Annotated in this window: 13 protein-coding genes; 10 read left to right on the forward strand and 3 right to left on the reverse strand. The window is 45.3% G+C overall.

What is annotated here, in order from left to right; translation table 11 throughout:
* The first annotated feature begins 84 nt into the window (after positions 1-84).
* From G6R11_RS14960 to G6R11_RS14980, 5 genes are all read left to right on the forward strand, one after another.
* A complete protein-coding gene (locus G6R11_RS14960; RefSeq protein ID WP_163133882.1) occupies positions 85-972 on the forward strand; it encodes a virulence factor BrkB family protein in 888 nt (295 codons plus the stop codon).
* Complete coding sequence (gene dtd, locus G6R11_RS14965) at positions 969-1,406, forward strand: D-aminoacyl-tRNA deacylase (protein ID WP_163133883.1); 438 nt, start codon at positions 969-971, stop codon at positions 1,404-1,406. The genes G6R11_RS14960 and dtd overlap by 4 nt, the downstream gene beginning before the upstream one ends.
* Positions 1,407-1,597: 191 nt before the next feature.
* Positions 1,598-2,599 (forward strand): LacI family DNA-binding transcriptional regulator, encoded by a 1,002-nt coding sequence (locus G6R11_RS14970; RefSeq protein ID WP_163133884.1) that lies wholly within the window; start codon positions 1,598-1,600, stop codon positions 2,597-2,599.
* Positions 2,600-2,790: 191 nt separating this feature from the next.
* On the forward strand, positions 2,791-4,134 hold the full coding sequence (locus G6R11_RS14975; protein ID WP_163133885.1) for a GH1 family beta-glucosidase: 1,344 nt from the start codon (positions 2,791-2,793) through the stop codon (positions 4,132-4,134).
* A 2-nt stretch (positions 4,135-4,136) separates the two neighbouring features.
* Entirely contained in the window at positions 4,137-5,234 is a 1,098-nt protein-coding gene (locus G6R11_RS14980) for an ABC transporter ATP-binding protein (protein WP_163133886.1), read from the forward strand.
* Between the two features lie 64 nt (positions 5,235-5,298).
* On the opposite strand, the gene G6R11_RS14985 is transcribed toward G6R11_RS14980, so the two are convergent.
* Together G6R11_RS14985 and G6R11_RS14990 are read right to left on the reverse strand one after the other, a co-directional pair.
* A complete protein-coding gene (locus G6R11_RS14985; protein ID WP_163133887.1) occupies positions 5,299-7,713 on the reverse strand; it encodes a GH36-type glycosyl hydrolase domain-containing protein in 2,415 nt (804 codons plus the stop codon).
* 14 nt (positions 7,714-7,727) lie between these two features.
* Entirely contained in the window at positions 7,728-10,958 is a 3,231-nt protein-coding gene (locus G6R11_RS14990) for a GH116 family glycosyl hydrolase (protein WP_163133888.1), read from the reverse strand.
* 881 nt (positions 10,959-11,839) lie between these two features.
* On the opposite strand from G6R11_RS14990, the gene G6R11_RS14995 reads away from it, so the two are divergent.
* Positions 11,840-13,060, forward strand: a complete 1,221-nt coding sequence (locus G6R11_RS14995) for a carbohydrate porin (protein ID WP_163133889.1) — start codon at positions 11,840-11,842, stop codon at positions 13,058-13,060.
* Between the two features lie 87 nt (positions 13,061-13,147).
* Positions 13,148-14,119 carry a MalM family protein gene (locus tag G6R11_RS15000; RefSeq protein WP_163133890.1) on the forward strand — a complete coding sequence of 324 codons (972 nt, stop codon included), beginning with the start codon at positions 13,148-13,150 and terminating at the stop codon, positions 14,117-14,119.
* A 137-nt stretch (positions 14,120-14,256) separates the two neighbouring features.
* Here G6R11_RS15000 and G6R11_RS15005 read toward each other — a convergent pair whose 3' ends face one another.
* A complete protein-coding gene (locus G6R11_RS15005; RefSeq protein ID WP_163133891.1) occupies positions 14,257-15,528 on the reverse strand; it encodes a YdgA family protein in 1,272 nt (423 codons plus the stop codon).
* 271 nt (positions 15,529-15,799) lie between these two features.
* On the opposite strand from G6R11_RS15005, the gene G6R11_RS15010 reads away from it, so the two are divergent.
* From G6R11_RS15010 to G6R11_RS15020, 3 genes are all read left to right on the forward strand, one after another.
* Positions 15,800-16,234: a hypothetical protein gene (locus G6R11_RS15010; RefSeq protein WP_163133892.1), complete on the forward strand. Its 435-nt coding sequence runs from the start codon at positions 15,800-15,802 to the stop codon at positions 16,232-16,234.
* Between the two features lie 100 nt (positions 16,235-16,334).
* Positions 16,335-17,252 (forward strand): bifunctional GNAT family N-acetyltransferase/hotdog fold thioesterase, encoded by a 918-nt coding sequence (locus G6R11_RS15015; RefSeq protein WP_163133893.1) that lies wholly within the window; start codon positions 16,335-16,337, stop codon positions 17,250-17,252.
* A 93-nt stretch (positions 17,253-17,345) separates the two neighbouring features.
* Positions 17,346-18,260 carry a LysR substrate-binding domain-containing protein gene (locus G6R11_RS15020; protein WP_163133894.1) on the forward strand — a complete coding sequence of 305 codons (915 nt, stop codon included), beginning with the start codon at positions 17,346-17,348 and terminating at the stop codon, positions 18,258-18,260.
* The last annotated feature ends 38 nt before the right edge of the window (positions 18,261-18,298 follow it).

Below are 18,298 nucleotides of genomic sequence, written 5' to 3' on the forward strand. Positions count from 1 at the left end.
GCCGCTTAAACCCTTGTTAAACTTGAGTTGCATCATTAACTAGTTCATCCTTTAGCGAGATATTGCAAAGGAGTGAAATGAATCATGAGCGGGCAGCAAAAAACGCCTAATTGGCAAGCGCTTTTCCAGCAAAGTAAAGCCTTTGCGCTTTTCTTGTTTGAGCGGATAAAACAAGAAAAACTGACTATGATCGCCGGCTCATTAGCTTACGTTACCTTACTCTCCCTGGTGCCTTTAGTAGCAGTTACCTTTTCAATTATTAGTGCCTTCCCGGTATTTTCTGGCTTTCAAACCTTAATCGAAGATTTTGTGTTTAGTAACTTTGTGCCGGCCTCTGGTGAAGTGGTGAAGCAGAGTTTGCGCGGCTTTGTGGAAAACGCCTCAAAAATGACTGCGGTAGGTATTGCTGCTTTAGCCGTAGTGGCCTTAATGCTGATTTCGGCTATTGATAATAGCTTGAATATTATTTGGCGGGTTAAAGAAAAGCGCCGCTGGAGTAGTGCCTTTCCAATGTATTGGATGATTCTAACTTTGGGACCTTTGTTAATGGGTGGGAGCTTGGCGCTAAGTTCTTACATCTTCTCAATGCAGCTATTTGCCGATGAGACGCTGCTGGGCATTTGGAATCAAATACTGCGCATGGTGCCTTTAATCTTTTCAATAGGTGCCTTTTGCTTGTTGTATTTATTGGTGCCAAACAAGTCGATTCGTTTCATGCACGGTTTAAGTGGTGCTGTGGTAGCGGCTTTGTTGTTTGAGCTGGGTAAACGAGGCTTTGCTTTTTATGTTGCATCTTTTCCTTCTTACCAAGTTATTTATGGTGCGTTAGCCACCATTCCTATTTTGTTTGTATGGGTTTATGTCAGTTGGATTGTGGTGTTGATTGGCGCCGAAATTACCGCCGCTTTAGGCGAGTTTACCGAAGACCAACAAGCACAAGAGAACAGTATTATCATTGAGGAGTCTGAATGATTGCGTTGATTCAACGGGTCACACAAGCCAGCGTAAGTGTGTCTGATCAAATTATTGGTGAAATAGGGCCTGGCTTATTAGTGCTGTTAGGCGTCGAGCAAGGTGATGACCAAGCAAAGGCCACCAAGCTTTGTGAAAAAGTGATTAAGTACCGCATTTTTGCAGACCAACAAGGCAAAACCAACCTCAACGTGCAGCAAGCTGGCGGCAGTATATTGGTGGTCTCTCAGTTCACTTTGGTTGCTGATACCGACAAAGGTTTACGCCCTGGTTTCTCTAAAGGCGCTAGCCCCGAGCAAGCCAAACACCTTTATGAACACTTTGTTAGTGCCTGTCGCGACCGTGGAATGGCCACCGAAACCGGTGAATTCGCCGCCGATATGCAAGTCTCTTTGGTCAACGACGGGCCGATGACTTTTTGGCTACAGATTTAATTTTCATCAATAAAATCGAAACTTTGCGGCGGCTCACATATCAGATTTGCTGCCTAGAAAGGCAATTGACACAAATGACTTTAATCGGTCATATTAAGAGAAAGCGCTTTCACGGGTAAGCTTAAAATCTGACTGTGCCCAGAAAGGTTTTGTGTGAGAGCGCTTACAAATACAGAGAGGCTATAGTAATAATGGCAACGATCAAGGAAGTCTCTGATCTAGCGGGTGTTTCGCAAGCAACCGTATCCAGAGTAATGAACGGCAATAACAAGGTTTCCGATGTTAATCGCGAGCGAGTTATGGCCGCGATGGACAAATTGGGTTATCAACCTAACTCTTTTGCGCAGGCTCTGGCTACTAACCGCTCTTACAGTGTTGGGATTGTAGTAGGTACCTTATCGGGTCCGTTTTTTGGACCAATGATGCACAGTATCGAGTCAGTATTACGCAAAGAGGGTCAGCACCTTATTGCCACGAGTGGGCACGACAATATTGAGCAAGAGCGTGAAGCCATTCGATTTCTTAATTCACGCCGTGTTGATGCCATATTGCTGGTGGTTCAAGCCATGAGCGATGACGAATTGATTGAGCTGTGTACCCGTAACCCAAATGTATTTGTATTAAACCGTTATGTGCCAGAACTAGCGCACCGTTGTATTTATTTGAACAACGAGCTAGGTGGCTATTTGGCCACCAAACATTTAATTGATTTAGGCCATACTCGCATTGCTTCGATTACCGGTCCATTGGTGCACTTTGATGCGCGAGAGCGTCTACAAGGCTATCGAAACGCGCTGAGTGAAGCGGGCATAGAATACGATCCTCAACTTATTGTTGAAGGTTTGTATCAAGAAGATGGTGGTACTAAAGCGGCGGCTAAGCTGTTTCAGCGAGGTATCGATTTTACTGGTGTGGTGTGTGGTAACGATAACATCGCTATTAGTGTTTATGACATTCTGTCGCAAGATAACGAATCTCCGGCAGAGCGCATTTCAGTGGTGGGCTACGATGATATGTTTTACTCGCGCTACTTGCGACCAAAGCTAACCACCATTCGTTTTCCTATTGAAGAAATGGGTACTATTGCTGCCAATATGGTGTTGCAAAATTTAGCCGATAAAAATTTGGTCAATGGCGTGCAGTTAGAGCCCTCGCTTATTGTGCGTGAATCTAGCGCCCCACCAGTTAGTTAATAAGCATATCTATATGTAAGGAGTTTGAATGTGATTATTCCCCCCCAGCTTTAAACGACTCCTTGCTTGGTGTTAGCTATAGGCTTCTACAAGTTTATAGCTAACATCGATCGCCAGTGACAACTGGTCGTCTTTTTAATCCCATAATATGTGTAACATGCCGCCCCGTGGGCGCAGTTTGAGGTTGTTGTATGTCTTTTGATTTTCCAAAGTCGTCTCCGTTTCGCCGTTCGGATTTTATTTTTGGTGTAGCAACCGCTGCCTTCCAAATCGAAGGTGCTAACCAAGAAGATGAGCGCTGCGAATCTATATGGGATCGCTTTTGTGCCACTCCTGGGAAAGTAGCCAACGGTGACGATGGCGCTATAGCTTGCGATCATTACCACCGTTGGGAAGAAGATCTGGAAATGATTGCAGAGCTGGGTGTAGATGCTTATCGTTTATCGATTGCTTGGCCACGGATTATGCCGGTAGAAGGCCAGGTAAATGACAAAGGCATCGCCTTTTACCAACAGCTCATTGCCAAACTTAAACAGTTGGGCATAAAGCCATTTGTTACCCTTTATCACTGGGATTTACCTCAGTACCTTGAAGACAGAGGTGGTTGGTTAAGTCGTGAAACAGCATATAAGTTCGCTGAATTTGCCGACATTATGACTAAAGCATTGGGTGATGATGTATATAGCTATGCCACCTTTAACGAGCCTTTGTGTAGTGCCTTTTTAGGTTACCGCTTTGGCCAACATGCACCAGGTTTAACCGAAGATAAGTTTGGTTTTCAAGCTGCCCACCATATTCTGCTAGCACATGGTTTAGCCCTACCTAAGATGCGTGAGAATGCGCCAAATGCAGAGCACGGCATCGTGCTTAACTTCACGCCGGCTTACCCTGCTGATCCGAACAATGCAGCAGATGTGCTGGCTGCCGACTTTGATGAGCAACAAGGTATTCATTGGTTTTTACAGCCAATCATCGAAGGACAATACCCAGAAGCGATTCGCCAGCAGAAACCGCTATGGTGGCCAACCATTTTGCCTGGTGACTTAGAGCTAATAAAGCAGCCCATCGATTATTTGGGCATCAACTACTATACCCGCCATGTGATTAAAGCTACCGAACATGGTCCAAAACAGGTGACTTTAGAAGGCGTAGAGCGCACCGATATGGGTTGGGAAGTGTGTCCACAAGCCTTAACCGGCTTGCTCACTAAACTCAATGAGCGATATAAACTGCCACCAATTTTTATTACCGAAAATGGTATGGCTGGGGCAGATACCCTAGAAGATGGCAAAGTGATCGACCAGCAACGCTGCGATTACTACCAATCGCATTTGAATGCGCTCGCCGATGCCATTGAGCAAGGGGTTGAGCTAAAAGGCTATTTTGCTTGGAGCTTAATGGATAACTTCGAGTGGGCCTTCGGTTACGAAAAGCGTTTTGGCATCGTATATGTTGATTACGAAACCCAGCAACGGGTGCCTAAACAAAGCGCTACTTACTTTCAACAGTTTCTAAAACAACGCGCAGGAGCATAATTATGGCGTCACTGTCATTTAAAGATCTTCGTAAGAGTTACGGTAAGGTCGAAATCGTTAAAGGTTTCGATATAGAGATGAGTGATGGTGAATTTGTTGTATTACTCGGCGCGTCGGGTTGTGGTAAGTCAACCATCTTAAGAATGGTGGCGGGTTTAGAGACCATCACTTCGGGTCAGATTAACATGGGCGATAAATGCCTGAATGATGTTGACCCGAAGGATCGCGATTTAGCCATGGTATTTCAAAGCTACGCGCTTTACCCGCATATGACAGTGTACGAGAACATTGCCTTTGCGCTCAAGGTTCAAGGGGTTAACAAAGAAGAAATTAAGAAATCGGTAGAGTGGGCCGCCGATATGCTACAGCTAACTGATTACCTTAATCGTAAACCCAAGCAACTGTCTGGCGGCCAACGCCAGCGAGTAGCTATGGGACGCGCCATGGTGCGCACGCCTAAGCTGTTTTTGTTTGATGAACCACTGTCCAACCTAGACGCTAAATTACGTGGAAAAATGCGCGCTGAAATAAAAGACATGCACAATAAGTTGGGCGTCACCACTTTGTATGTAACCCATGATCAGGTTGAGGCAATGACCCTTGCTGATCGGATTGTGGTAATGAACAAAGGGGTTACCGCGCAAATCGGCACGCCTTACCAAGTATTTACCCAGCCAACAAACCAATTTGTTGCAGGCTTTATTGGTTCACCGTCGATGAATATGATCCCAGCCAAAGCAAAGCAGGTGCAGGGAGAGTGGCTATTAGAGTTAGTAGGTCAAGAAATTAAGGCGCCTGAGAAGTTTGTTGGGAAGTTACAAGAAGGCCAAGAGCTAACCTTGGGTATTCGCCCCAACGATATTCACTTGCACGAGAAACAGCTAGAACCAAGCCATGTGATTGCGGCTAAAGCTACTTTCACCGACAGTGAATTACTGGGGGCTACTATGCATGTTAAAGCCGAGCTAGGTGGGCAAAGCATTGTTATTGAAGCGCCGGCAGAGCACAGCAAATTACCCAGTGCATTAGACATCTTTTTAGATGCTACCTTTGTGCACTTGTTTGATGGTGAAACCCAAGAGTCTTTAGCTAAGCCTTAACATGCGTTAAGCACAAAATAAAAAGCCAGCTTAACGCTGGCTTTTTTGTGGTTGAGTGCGAGGCTTAGCCTAGCACCACTTCAACCTGATGTTCTCCGTCAGTAAATACCGGAAGCAGCTTACCGCTAATCGCTTCACCGTTAACCTTAATGCTTGCCACACCTGAGCTAACACCCTGTGGATTGCTCACAGTGATATTGTATTGAGCGCCACGGTAGCGACGTTTCACGCTAAAGCTTGGCCAAGCTTTAGGAATACAAGGGTCAACCTCAAGACCTGCTAAGGTAGGTTTAATGCCCAGTATGTATTGGGTTCCCGCTACATAGGTCCAGGCAGAAGTACCAGATAACCAAGCATTACGTCCCATACCAAATTGTTTGTGCTCATTACCTAGTATGTTTTGCGGGTAACAATAAGGTTCAGATTGGAACACATCCAAGTTATCGTTATGGAAGGCCGGGTTAATTTGGTTGTAGTATTCAAACGCTCGGTCACCGTTGCCAGCAATGGTTTCAGCCATCATTACCCAAGGGTTAGAGTGTAAGAAAATGCCGCCATTTTCTTTAGCTCCCGGTGGGTAAGTACTTACCCCTCCAAGCTGAGGATCAAAGCCGTTGTAGCCAGGGCCTGATAGCATAATGCCGTACTTTGTATTAAGTTTGTGATTCACTGCATCTAAGCCGGCCAACATGCGGTCGCCTTCGGCAAAGCCTGAAATCACCGGCCAAGATTGGCCATTGGTATACAAGCTACCGTGCTGGTTTTTATGAGAGCCAATTGGCTCGCCTTCATTGGTAAAGTAGCGTACCCACCATTCACCATCCCAAGCATGTTGATTAACCCGTTGCTTCATTTCTTGGTAGTAGCCATTTAGCAATTCCAGGTTGGCTTTATCGTCGATAGCTGTCGCAATGTCGATTAGCTCTTTAAGCGCCTTACCAAATAGGTTGGCAACAAATAAAGATTCCGCGCCGCTAGGTAGGTTAACCGTGTCATTCCAGTCGGCAAACCCTAAAAGCGGTAGGCCATGTTCGCCAATGTTATTCCAAGTAAAATCAATGGATTTTAGTAGGTGTTCGTAAACACTGCCTTGGCTGCGATCGGCTAGCTCTAAGGTTTTGCTGTAGTAGGTAATCGGTTTGTCTAAGAAGGCTAAATCGCCTGTTTCTTTTAAGTATTGCGCAACAGTAAGCACAATCCATAAGTGGTCATCACCATAGTAATCTGGGCAATCAGGCTCTTCACGAGAGTCACCTTCGTTGGCTTCCATGGTGAGTGGGAAGTACTGGTGCATGGCCGAACCATTCTCTAGCTGAACCGACAGCAAGCGCTCGGCAAACTCGCGTGCTTCTTGCGGCATGTGTGCCATTACGCCGATTAAATCTTGTGAGGAGTCACGGAAGCCAATGCCACGAGCACCATAACCTAGCTGGTAAAGCGACAAGTAGCGTGACCAGTTTTTAGTGGTATGACATTGACGTGGGTTGTGCACGTTGAGCATTGAGTTCATAGCGTTGTCTGGAGTGTCTACCTGCATCACATCAAGGTAGTTTTCCCAAAAGCCACTTAGCTCAGCAAATGCTTGATCAACTGCTTGTTCGTTACGGTATAAAGCAATATCAGCTTCAGCGTCTTGCAAGTTAGGTACTTGGCCCAGCTGGGTGATGACGCGCTCAGATTGTCCTGGAGCTAGTTCGCCCAGCTTAACCAACAAGGCACCAACGTTATCACCTCGGTCACATTCAGAGTTACTTAGGCTAGCTTCTTGTAAAGATAAAGGCTTAGACCAAGAACCAAACTCGTTATCGCCAAGAAATGCCCGACGATCCCCTTCCCATGAATCCACAGGGCGGTTACAGCTTAGGTAGTTAACTGCGCTATCGCGTTTCATGTAGGCGTATTGTTCTAACACCACATGGCCGCTATCTTCAGCGTGCGCTTTTAGGGTCATGGTTTGCGGAACCCAGTCAGCGTTAACTAACTGCTTTAATGCGTCGAAGTGGGTGAACTCATACACCGGTGCTACGTCAACCACTTGGTTTTGTTGGCTAATGTTAGTTACTTTAATGTCTTGTAATAGGGTGCTAGAGCCTTGTGGTACAAAGATTTTTACGTCAACTTGTAGGCCTTGCGCTTCTACAACCCAGCGGGTGTAAGATAAACCTACTCGACATTCAAACTTGTCTAAGGCTTCTAAACACGGCGTATAAAACGGAGAAAATAGCTGGTAGCCCTGCTCGGTTTCACGGCGAATGTAAATGGTAGAACCCTTGAATTCAGACTGAGGCAGCTGAGCAATGTACTTGGTGATGCGGTTTAAGGCCGGATCTTGCTTACACACTACTGTGCCACCGGTGGTGTCAACTAGGCCGCCAAAGTCTAGCGTGCCAACGTAGTTAGCCCATTTGATCGGCGTTTTTGGTGTAGTGAGTACGTACTCTTTGTTTTGGTCATCGAAGTAACCGTATTGCTTGTTCATATTTACCTCAAGTTTTAAGCTGAATGCTGTTCTGGCTTGGTGTTTGAAGTCACCAAGGGCAAGGAAAAGATCATTCCAGGGCGGAAGTAACGACCAGCGGTGTACTTCAATCCGGTATGGTGAAGGGCGTAAAACAGCGTTTGGCTGTCTAACTGAAATTGTTGACACAAAGTGGCAGTGCGCAGCTTAAACTCGCTGAGCTGGCGTGGAATATCGGCGGCGATTCGGCCGTCGGCATAGAGTAAGCCTAGTTCAATAAGTGCCTTGTTAAGCTCAATCGCTGTTGCATCATCAAGCTGGTCAAACTGCTTGGTGTCAAAACGGCAGCTGGCGTTAAAACCCTCTGGCGCTGCAAAGGGAACGCGAGCATCAAGATATAAATTGCGGTAACAGGCACTGAGTAAATCAGCCGCTTGCTGTTGCATACCCAAGGCGGCCATGGCATTGACTAGTGAATACTGCACGCCAATCCATACATCGTGGGCTTGGAAATTATCCCACTCTTTAGTGTCGCCGTTACGGCTCACTAAATTAGCGGCTCCTACTCGCGCGCTGTTTATTTGGTAGTTGTGTTTATAAACGTATTCTAGAGCGCGGCGCTGTTGCTGCTCACTAGCGACGGCGGGCAGTTGCAACATCCGGCAGTAACTGTCGGCCAACAACTGATCGGCAAAACTGTCATCGCTGTCTAGGTTTAGTTTATCTAACCATGACTGTTGCCAAAAATCGCCCAGCGTAATCAGTGCAAGTTTACGCAGTTGGCGGCATGGTTTCGGATTTTCGGCGTCAATTGGCCAAGTTTGTTCACCATGGTGTTTAACCCACAACCGTTCAAGGTTTGGATTTAACTCACCCAGTTCTAGTGGTTCTGGAATAGTTAACCAGCGGTTAAGCGCTTCCACCAACTCCACCGAGCAGCTGTTTTGCTTAAGCTTCATCTGTTGAGCAAATGGGCTGTTGAGCAAGCTGGTAATGAGTTGCTCGCGCTGGCTTTCTTTTATGTCACCAATTTGCAAAGGCGTGACATAAAAGTGGAAGTAGCCAGCTTTTTCGTCCCATAAACTGGCTTGAAATTGTTTGCGTGCGCAGCTTGCAAGGTAGCGGTATTCCTGAGGAATACTGGCTTTGTTTAGCAGTTCAGCAATGCTGGCATAAGCTTCTAAACTGGCTATCCACAATGAACCGCAATATACCGAAATACCATGCGACGACAGATTATCAAAGGTGTCGTCGGTGCCTCGGGTTAATGGAAAACACTGCCCTGGCTCAACCATCGCTTGCAAGTAATGCATTGCCGCTTGGCAAGCTTCCCAGCAATCTTGCAGTAAGGTCTTATCACTGTGAAAACGATAATGACGCAATAACATCAAAATGTACTTTGGTGCTAAATCTTTCCATTCTTTTACGTTGTGCCAATCGTAGGCGTCGGGCTTGGCATCAAAGGGGCTGCCAAGATCATGAATCACCGCACCACGCACTGCGCGAGGGCCTTCGGTTTTGCTATTGGGTAAATCTGCATGTGGCAGGCCTACATACTCGTGGTGACGACGCACAATAGAGTTTTCCGCCAATACCGCCTGTGAGAAGTGACGCATTACTGCGCCATCTAAGCGTGGGAAGCACTGTAACAGCGAGAATGAACCATAAAAGTAAACATCTAATGAATTGAAGAAAGGATAGTCGGCACACTCTCTTACTAAGAAGCGGTCTTGTTCATCCCACACTGTAGCTTCAGCTAAAAATGATAGGGTGTTTAGCGCCAGTGTACGTGTTTCAGCTTTGCCGCTGGTGGACATAGGCAGCGTATCTAAGCAAGCATCGGGCATTAATTGTTGATTCACTGTAGCAAGCGCGGCTTGCACTTGAGGCTCTATTTCAATGGCTTGCTTACAAATAGCTAAGGCGCGGCCTTGGGCTTCTGGGTAGAACTGGCGGTACTTTTTCTGGCTGCTTAAGCCGGGTAATTGAATATGTGGGAAGTCGAGCACCAGTGAGAATAAGATCTCAACACTTTCACCTGGAGCTAGCTCACCACTTACACATAAGGCACTCGAGCTTAGTTCGCGCCCGCTATAAATGCCACGATCAACTGCTTGTGCGAAACGTCCGCTGGCGAGGGCGCCGGCAATTTGTTGGCTGCTGGTGTTGCTATAAAAATATGGTTTTGCGCTAACACAACACTGCGTTGGTGCTGATACCGAGATACAGCTTTGGCCATCAAAATCTACACCTGGGCTGGCTTTACCAGTCATTTCTATGGCGTAGTGGCGGCTATTTTCTGTTTGCCAGCTGGTGGCATGAGCCTGCTGAGCATTGGCTGCGCGCACCAAGCTACAAGCTGCATCCTGAACCCCTGGGCGCTGTTTAATGGCCTGAAAACCGCTGAGATTTTCTAGGCTTCTTACCAAACTAAATAACTGACTCTTATCGCTGGTATTGTGCAGTACCACCCGCGTATAACTAAGCGGCAGCGCTGCCCAATCTTCATGATTAGGAATAACCGGACTGTAGTGGTACTTGCTGACTTTTATCGCTTGTTGGCCGCTAAACTGTTGTTTGGCCACTGGATAAAGTGCGCTGTAGTCTATTTGTTCGCAAGGCCAAGCCGCGACACCGTTATATTGCTGAGACTCCCAGTCGCCAATTAAGGCCTGTTGTGATTGCTGTTGCAGCCCTAAAGCACCATCGTAGAAATCCAATAACCAACTTATATTCAACTGAGTGCTGTGATTAGCCGCGTCAATCAGTTGTTGAGTTTTGCTAGATAACTCTACTTTCCAACGCTGTAAGTTCGCCGCGTTCCATTGATAAAACTCTGGCTCACCAAGTAGCTGCTGAAGAGTGGCAAGCTGTTGCTCTACATTCATGTCGGTGGTAAATAGCGGTGCTTGTTCAACCTTGCTTAAAGCAAAGAATTTTTGTTTTTGCTGAAAATCGCTGAGGTTAACAATGACTAGTTTTTGCTCGTCGGCTGCAGTTTGGCTTAAGTAGAAGTCTTCCAAGCGCAGGCTATCGCGCTGGTGGTCGCTTAAATGCAAGCCGGGAAGCATATGTAATAAAGGCGTTGTACCTGCTGGAGTAAAGGTATAAGCACTACCAATACCGCCTAAAGCAATGCCAGTATCCGCCGGTGTAGTACTTAAAGGAACGTACCAAGGTTGAATAAACTCATCCGCTAATCCTGGGCTCATCAAGTGCTTAACTTGGCCGTGATAACTGGATTGGGCGGTGTAACGATGCAACATTGGTTCAACCTCTCTAAATACCTTGATGTGTAAGCGCTTTCACATGGCATGTTAACAGTTGGGATTTGCTTGTTTAGCGCCTCAATTCGAAAAAGTGATCAGCTTCAATAAAAGATTTCGTAATAGGAAAGCCATGAAAGAAGCTGTCATTTTTCATTAGTGAATGTTGATTTCTGATATCTGCTACTCCGCTACGAGCTATACAGATTGCGGCTTTAGCTAATAGTTCCTTGAGGGGATGAGGTTCTGAAAGTGTATTCTTAATAGAGCTGAAGTATTGCTTTAGCCAAGAAAACGTTAGTTGAGTCTTTACTTAGTTCATTCTATTCAAGACATATCAGCTTACCGATGGGAGCTTGAAGGAATTAAGGTGGAGCGTTCACATTTGTTACATGCTTTTTCACATAGAACATCAACTTAAAACACTATCAATAATAAAGGTATGCTCCAAAATTCACAGTTAAAGTAACTTGTTAACGCTAATGGCAGCGTTCAAAAATGTATAAATGATCTCTTATAAAAAATTGTTTGATGCGCTTCACATAGTTTGTTTTTTACACTGAACTTCTTGATGTGAAAAAACATCATTTGTTTCATGGCTCTGTCATAACTTTGTTGAGGTGTTATTTTTTTCATTAAATACATATGGTTATACATGTAAGTGCTTTCTTGAAATGGAGGGTGTTTTGAGTATATTTCATGAAACTGAATGTATGAAAATTGTATATTTTGTGATCGCCACTATTTGCAAGCGTTTTCATTAGTGATGGAGGTCACTTATTTATCTTATTTTGAGTTCTATACTGCTAAACCATGGCTAGTTGGCCATATATAAAAAAAGCTTCCAATAAAATTTCAAGATTCACACGGAGTTGAACAAAATGAAAATGAAAGCGCTTACAATTGCAATTGCAGTCGCGTCAGCGGCAACCTCTCTTAGCTCATTCGCTGGTACCCCTAATTTTTCTGGTTACGGTCGTTATGCTTTTGAAGCATCTAATGACCCAATCTCAGTTATTCAAGGGGATTTTGCTGTTATCAACGGTGTAGGTCGTCTAGGTAATGAAACTAACTGGATGGAGTGGATGCTTTCTCAAGACTTTGAGAATGGTGACGCTAAGTTTGACATGAACGTTATGATTAACACCCCAGGTTACTCGCCAACTTGGGGCGATACCATTGGTCTGGCTCAGTTCTATGGCGGCGGTAAAGGTATCTTTGCTTCTCAACCAGATGCATACGTATGGGCGGGTAAACGCTTCTACGGTCGTGAGCAAGGTGGTCTAAGTGATTACTACATGATGAGTGCTGACGGTACAGGTGCAGGTGTTGACAACCTAGACTGGGGTTTTGCTAAATTTGACTTAGGTTGGACTCAAGCGGGTGACGGTGCACTTTCTCCAAGTGTTGATAACGGCACAATTAATAGCTTAATGTTGCATCTTCACGATATTAAAATCACTGATAACGCTTCTTTAAAGTTCCGCTATAACTACTCTTTCGCCTTAGCAGGAGAAAAAGATGCATATGATAACGATACTGCCCATCAGTTCTTTGCCGCATACCGTCAGGGCTTAGGAAACGGATGGTTTCAGTTAGCCGCACGTTATGAAACCGATGCAGCAGCGTTAACTTTTTCTAATGCGGCTGGGCATAACTGGTCTAACGTTCGTGACGTAAACGCTGATAGCTTCGGTGTGTTCTTGGATGGTGCAGTTAGCTTTGGTGAAATGACCGCTATGGAGTATAACGCTAACTGGTTACGTATTGAGTGTGAAGACGGCCGTCAAAGCTGTTTGAATGACCTACCTGCCAACAACGCGTTTAAAGAAAACAACGAGTACAGCGTTGCGGTTCGTCCTCAGCACCATTGGAATGAGTTCATGGCCACTGCCATTGAAGCTGGCTACCAGTCTTCGGAAAGAGATGGTGTTAGCAGTGACGCTTGGAAAGTGACCTTGTCACAAAACTTCCAAGTGGGTCACTTCATGTGGTCTCGTCCGGTAGTTCGTTTCTACGCAGTAACGGGTGAAGTAGATACCGAAGGAAAAGATAAAGAAGATGTAACAAAAATTGGTGCCATGGTTGAAGCTTGGTGGTAAGCCGAGCTAAGCTGAGTACAGTTTATTAGGTACTCAACCAAGGAGTGGGCGCTAAGCGTTTAGCGCCCACCATTAAGAGGTGGAAATTTGAAAAAAGTATTAACGGTTATTGTGGGCTGTATATTAGCTAGCGGCTGTTCAAGCTCTAGCGATGAGAAGCCTTTTGAAGTCACAGACCCGTTTCGCACCTGGAACACTCAATATGTAGATGAAGCTAAAATAGCTGCCAATCTGCAGTCAAATAATGTTTCGCCATTACTTCCTTCTCAACTGCAATACCAGTTATTAGCTCTAGATAGAACAAATCGAATAGATGTTACCGAAAAGTCGCCAGTAGTGCGTTTTCCTGAAGGAAACTCTTATACGGCTGCTTTGTTAATTCCTGAAAACATTACCCAGTTTACTTTTTACTTAGATAGCATTGTTGGCAGAACCGTATTTGTACCTACAGTTGTTTTCTATGATGAAAGACTAAAAGAAGTGCTTAGAGTTGAAGATAGCACCTTAAATGCTGAAGGTTTTCTCAGCATGAAACAGGAACTGCTGCCAGAGCAAGCTAAGCGAGCGCGTTACCTATTGGTATACAGCAAAGCAACCGAGTTTGCTGGAAGAACCGAATTGATTGACCCTAAAACAACTTATGAAGAAAAAACCGGCGGTGGTTTACCCGCTACCTTCAAGTATTACTCTAAGCACTCGCCTATTGGTAACTTAGATATTCGCTTCAGTGATGTGTTGTTTAGTTCGTCTTTTGTTACAACACCTGCAAGCACAAGCCAACAGAATGTAACGCCCGTTGAGCCAGCGCCAGTTAAGGCTGAGTCAGCGAGCACTGCCGCGGCAGCTACAGCAGCTACAACAGCTGTAGTGGTTAGCCAAGCTAAAGATGAAGAAATGCTCAGTGATACTGAGAACTTCTATCTTGAGCAGATTAGCAAAGCGGTAGAAAAGAATGACCTCTCTAGGGCCTTAAACCTAGTTGAGGAGGCAGAGCGTGCCGGATCTTCAAAAGCGCAATCCCATTTTATGGAGCAGTTGAAGAAACAGCAGCAACAGTAGTGCAGTACACAAGTGTGTTTTTTCTAATCCCTGTTTATACGGCGCCTCGTGCGCCGTTTTTTTTGGCTGAGCGTTCACAACGGGGTGTAAAACAAGCCGATAGTAGACTTACCTGTGTTTGCTGGTTTAAGTCTGCCTTAGTTCACTGGTAGGCTATTCATAGTGAATTCGCTGTCGTTAAATATGAGTTTACTTTGGTCGCGACCATCTTGATGAATCAGATAACCTGCGTTGCGCAGCGCCATAATGTAAGCCGATAAGGGGCTGTAGTTAAACAAACTATCGTTAGCGTCCAGCTCTACATTTAGGTCTAAATAGCGCAGTAGCTGCAGTGGGCTGTTTACGGCACTCAGCTCAAAAGGCAAAAGTTTTGCGTTGCCTGAGAGCTTTATATCTCCCACCATGGCAAGGTCCTGAAAGTTTGAATTAATCTTTAAGTCTAATTGTTCTAGCTGCCACTCTAAGCCTTCTGAAACCAGCTCCTGCACTAAGGTATCTAAATCTTGCTCTGAGCGTTGCTGTTGATTAACTCCTGCTAGCGCTATCAAACTTTGCATAGGAACGCCGCCGATATTGGAGGTAAGAATTAGCTCGTTCAAGGTAAATCTTTGTTGCGCTTCTTTAAAGTCAAATTGTTCTAAGGAGCTGTCTACGCTGATAAATGCTCGCTGTTGCTGTTCGCTGAACTGATTGCTCACCACCAAGTTTTGTATATCTAACAGGGTGTGACCTTGTTCTAGTTGTAGGCTTAATTGCTCAATTGACCAATTTGCGCTTTCTACCAGTGTCCAGCCTTGGCGCTGACTAAACTGCTCAGTTGCGCTCAATTGCTGTAGACGAATATGGTCGCCGTTTTGTGTGCTGTCATCTAAGTCCATACCCTGCCAGCTTAGGCTTGCTGTGCCTTTAGCAAAATCTAAGTCGCTGCTTGAGGTCACGATTAAAGGCTTAAAGCGCAGGTCTACTTGTGGGTAGCTGTGCTCGAAGCTGTCGATACTCAAGGACTGTGTTAAGTTTTGGGTAACTAGATTGGCCTGCCATTGTCCAAGGTGAGGAATACTGTTGAGTTGAAAATTTTGCAGCCATTGCTGGTAGTCACCTTGTTGCTCATCCACCTGCCATTCACCACTAAGCCATAATGGCCAAAAGTTTATTTTGTGCTGCAACATGATGGTGAACGCTTGTGGCTCTAAGCCGAGATCTGCAAAGTTTCCCTCTATTTGCCATTGCTCTTGGCGAGTGAACCAGTTTTTACTTATTAGGCTTTGTTGATAAGTCCAAGCGTGTTGCTCATTGAGCTTAGTGCTTAACTGTTCTACTTGGCGTTGATATTGGTACTGGCTAAAAAATTGTCCACCAACTGCGCTAACTATTAGCACGGCTAAGAACACTACGCTTTTTTTGAACATTGAGCAGCAACCTACTTTAATATCGTTTTGTTGAATAAGCATTCTATATGTAAATGCTGGGCAATAGTAATACCAATCGTACTAAGTAACTGTTCATTCTATCTGGTTAAAATACTCGATAACTGCGTTAGAATTTTTGATTGTAGAATAACTACTTATCGAAAAATCCTGCCTTATTCTCGAGTATTTTTCCTGCGATATTTCTGATCCCTTACTTAGTGTGATTGGTATAAGATTGTCGGCTTGCTGGATGCCTTAGGAGTATTTTTATTTGTTAAACCAACTATTAGCCTTATTGGCTGACCTTTACACACCGCTGCAAGCTTTTGCGCTGCTCTGGGTGGGTTGGCGACTGTTTAGAAATAGCGAAACTCGGCAGCTATTTAAGCAAGTTAGCGGCTGGTTATTGCTGAGTATTCTAATTAGTTATTCGTTGATGTTTGCTGATAACCACTGGCAATGGTGGCCAAGCTTTGGCTTAGATTACAGCACCCATACCGCCATAGCCTTTAGTTTGCAGCTGGCTATTCATAAAGTGCTGCCAAAACAACGCGTGGTTTCTTGGTTAGCTTACCTCGCTTATTTATGCCTGATGTGGCTATTGAACTATCACAGTGTGATGGACATGCTAACTACCATGTTAAGTGTTGGTTTATTGTTGCAATTAAGTGCAATATGTAACGTTGGCAAAGCAGCTACAAAATAAATGTAGGCTATGCTGAGTGAATTATTGTTAATGACAAGTGTCATAGTAAGACACTGGAAAGCTTCAGCAGGTCTGCTAGCAAAGCAAGAAGGGAACCGCCATGTTTAAGGTAATTTGTCCGGATGCATCGGGTGAAATGGATAAGTATTATCGATTTCGCTGGGAAGTATTGAACAAGCCTTTGCAGCTGCCGCTTGGCAGTGAACGAGATGCCTATGATGACCATAGCATTCATCGCATGATTCGCGATCGCCAAGGAGAGCCTTTAGCGGTTGGACGTTTATTCTTAAGTGACAACAAAGAAGCGCTCATTCGTCATGTTGCTGTCTGCCCCGAGCAGCGCAAACTAGGTTTAGGCACTTTATTGATGATGGCTCTAGAAGAAGCCGCTCACGACGAAGGCGTAGAGCGCATTGTTGTTAATGCGCGTGGTGATGCTCAAGCCTTTTTTACTAGCTGCGGTTTTGAACCTGCCGGTAACCCAACTTTCGATAAAGTAAAAATTAAAGTCCAGCAAATGGTTAAAGAGTTGTCGCCAGAGCACCGCTTTGTAAGACAACCTAAACTTTGTACTCAGCTACAGCAGATGTTTAACCAACAAATCCCTTTAAGCGAAAAAATGGGTGTGCGTTTACATCAATACACCGGTAACGAGCTCACTACCAAGTTGCCGATTGCCGGAAACGGCAATCCTCATTCCACCATGTTTGCTGGCAGTATCTACAGTCAAGCGGTGCTGTCTGGTTGGGGAATGATTTGGCTGATGCTAGAAGAACACGGTTTTGCGGGTGACATTGTGTTGGCAAAAGGGGAGATTAAGCATCGCAAAGCGATTGACCAAGATGCTCTGGCCAAAGTGAAGAAGAGCCAAATGAAAGGCAGTTTACTACCGCTCATCGAGGGTAAAAAGTGCAAAATGACCGTGACTGTTCAAGTCTGTCATAACAAAGAAGTGGCCGCGGAGTTTAAAGGTTTCTATGTCATCCTACCCAAACCTCAGGTTGAGCTAGACAGCTAAGCGTTTAGTTACACCCTACTGCGATCCTTGTGTGTGAATCCAAGTATATTTAGTATGTAAATATACTTGGCTCGCACAATCAGGAAAACTTATATGCAACATCTTTATCGCTTTAGTCTCAAGCAGTTATCGGTGTTTGTATCTATAGCCGAAACCCACAGTGTGAGTGTTGCCGCTCAACAACTCGCAATGACCCAATCTGCTGCCAGCATGGCTTTAAACCAGCTAGAGACCGGCTTAGGTCAAAAGCTGTTTGAGCGACAAGGCAAGCGTCTTCGCCTCAATCACTGGGGGCACTGGCTACGCCCGCGAGCCAAGCGGGTACTGATGGAAAGCCAGCACATTATGCAAGGCTTTGCCGGCCAACAAGTGATTAGCGGTGAGCTGAGTGTTGGTGCTAGTCAAACCATCGCTGAGTATTTTCTAGCTCAAATCATTGCCGGTTTAGATAAAAGCTATCCTGATTTAGCAATTAGCCCGCAAATCAGTAATACCGAAGCGGTGATAGCTGGTTTACTCGACTACCGCCTGCAACTTGGCATTATTGAAGGGCATTGTTCAGATAGCCGAATTACCCAGCAAGTATGGTGTGAAGATCAGCTAGTAGTGGTGGCGGGTAAGCAGCACCCCTTAGCTGAGCTAGAGCAAGTAAATCTCCCTAGGTTAAGCCGAGCGCGTTGGGTGCTACGCGAAACAGGCTCGGGTACCAGAGACATATTTAATGGTGCTATTCATGGCAAAATTACCAAACTCAAAGTATGGCGAGAGTATAGCCATGTCCCCAGTTTAATGGCGCTGGTTGCCGACGGTGCCTACCTCAGCTGTCTACCCTTGCGCAGTGTGGAGCAAGCGATAAAAGCGGGCGAACTGATTGCCCTAAATACACCGGATTTAGATATGCGCAGAAGCTTTAACTTTGTTTGGCGCAAAGACAGCAGCCAAAACCCACTGCGAGACTGCTTTATCGAACACGCTAATTCATTAGCTTTGGCAAGGCTAAGCGAGTGAATGGTAACCGTAGCGCGGAGCAAGAGAGAAAAGCGGGC

This window comes from Agarivorans sp. Alg241-V36, assembly GCF_900537085.1.
Lineage (GTDB): Bacteria > Pseudomonadota > Gammaproteobacteria > Enterobacterales > Celerinatantimonadaceae > Agarivorans.

Coding starts and splice junctions, on each gene's coding strand:
- G6R11_RS14960 (WP_163133882.1), top strand. CDS start 85: ATGAGCGGGCAGCAAAAAACGCCTAATTGGCAAGCGCTTTTCCAGCAA.
- dtd (WP_163133883.1), top strand. CDS start 969: ATGATTGCGTTGATTCAACGGGTCACACAAGCCAGCGTAAGTGTGTCT.
- G6R11_RS14970 (WP_163133884.1), top strand. CDS start 1,598: ATGGCAACGATCAAGGAAGTCTCTGATCTAGCGGGTGTTTCGCAAGCA.
- G6R11_RS14975 (WP_163133885.1), top strand. CDS start 2,791: ATGTCTTTTGATTTTCCAAAGTCGTCTCCGTTTCGCCGTTCGGATTTT.
- G6R11_RS14980 (WP_163133886.1), top strand. CDS start 4,137: ATGGCGTCACTGTCATTTAAAGATCTTCGTAAGAGTTACGGTAAGGTC.
- G6R11_RS14985 (WP_163133887.1), bottom strand. CDS start 7,713: ATGAACAAGCAATACGGTTACTTCGATGACCAAAACAAAGAGTACGTA.
- G6R11_RS14990 (WP_163133888.1), bottom strand. CDS start 10,958: ATGTTGCATCGTTACACCGCCCAATCCAGTTATCACGGCCAAGTTAAG.
- G6R11_RS14995 (WP_163133889.1), top strand. CDS start 11,840: ATGAAAATGAAAGCGCTTACAATTGCAATTGCAGTCGCGTCAGCGGCA.
- G6R11_RS15005 (WP_163133891.1), bottom strand. CDS start 15,528: ATGTTCAAAAAAAGCGTAGTGTTCTTAGCCGTGCTAATAGTTAGCGCA.
- G6R11_RS15015 (WP_163133893.1), top strand. CDS start 16,335: ATGTTTAAGGTAATTTGTCCGGATGCATCGGGTGAAATGGATAAGTAT.
- G6R11_RS15020 (WP_163133894.1), top strand. CDS start 17,346: ATGCAACATCTTTATCGCTTTAGTCTCAAGCAGTTATCGGTGTTTGTA.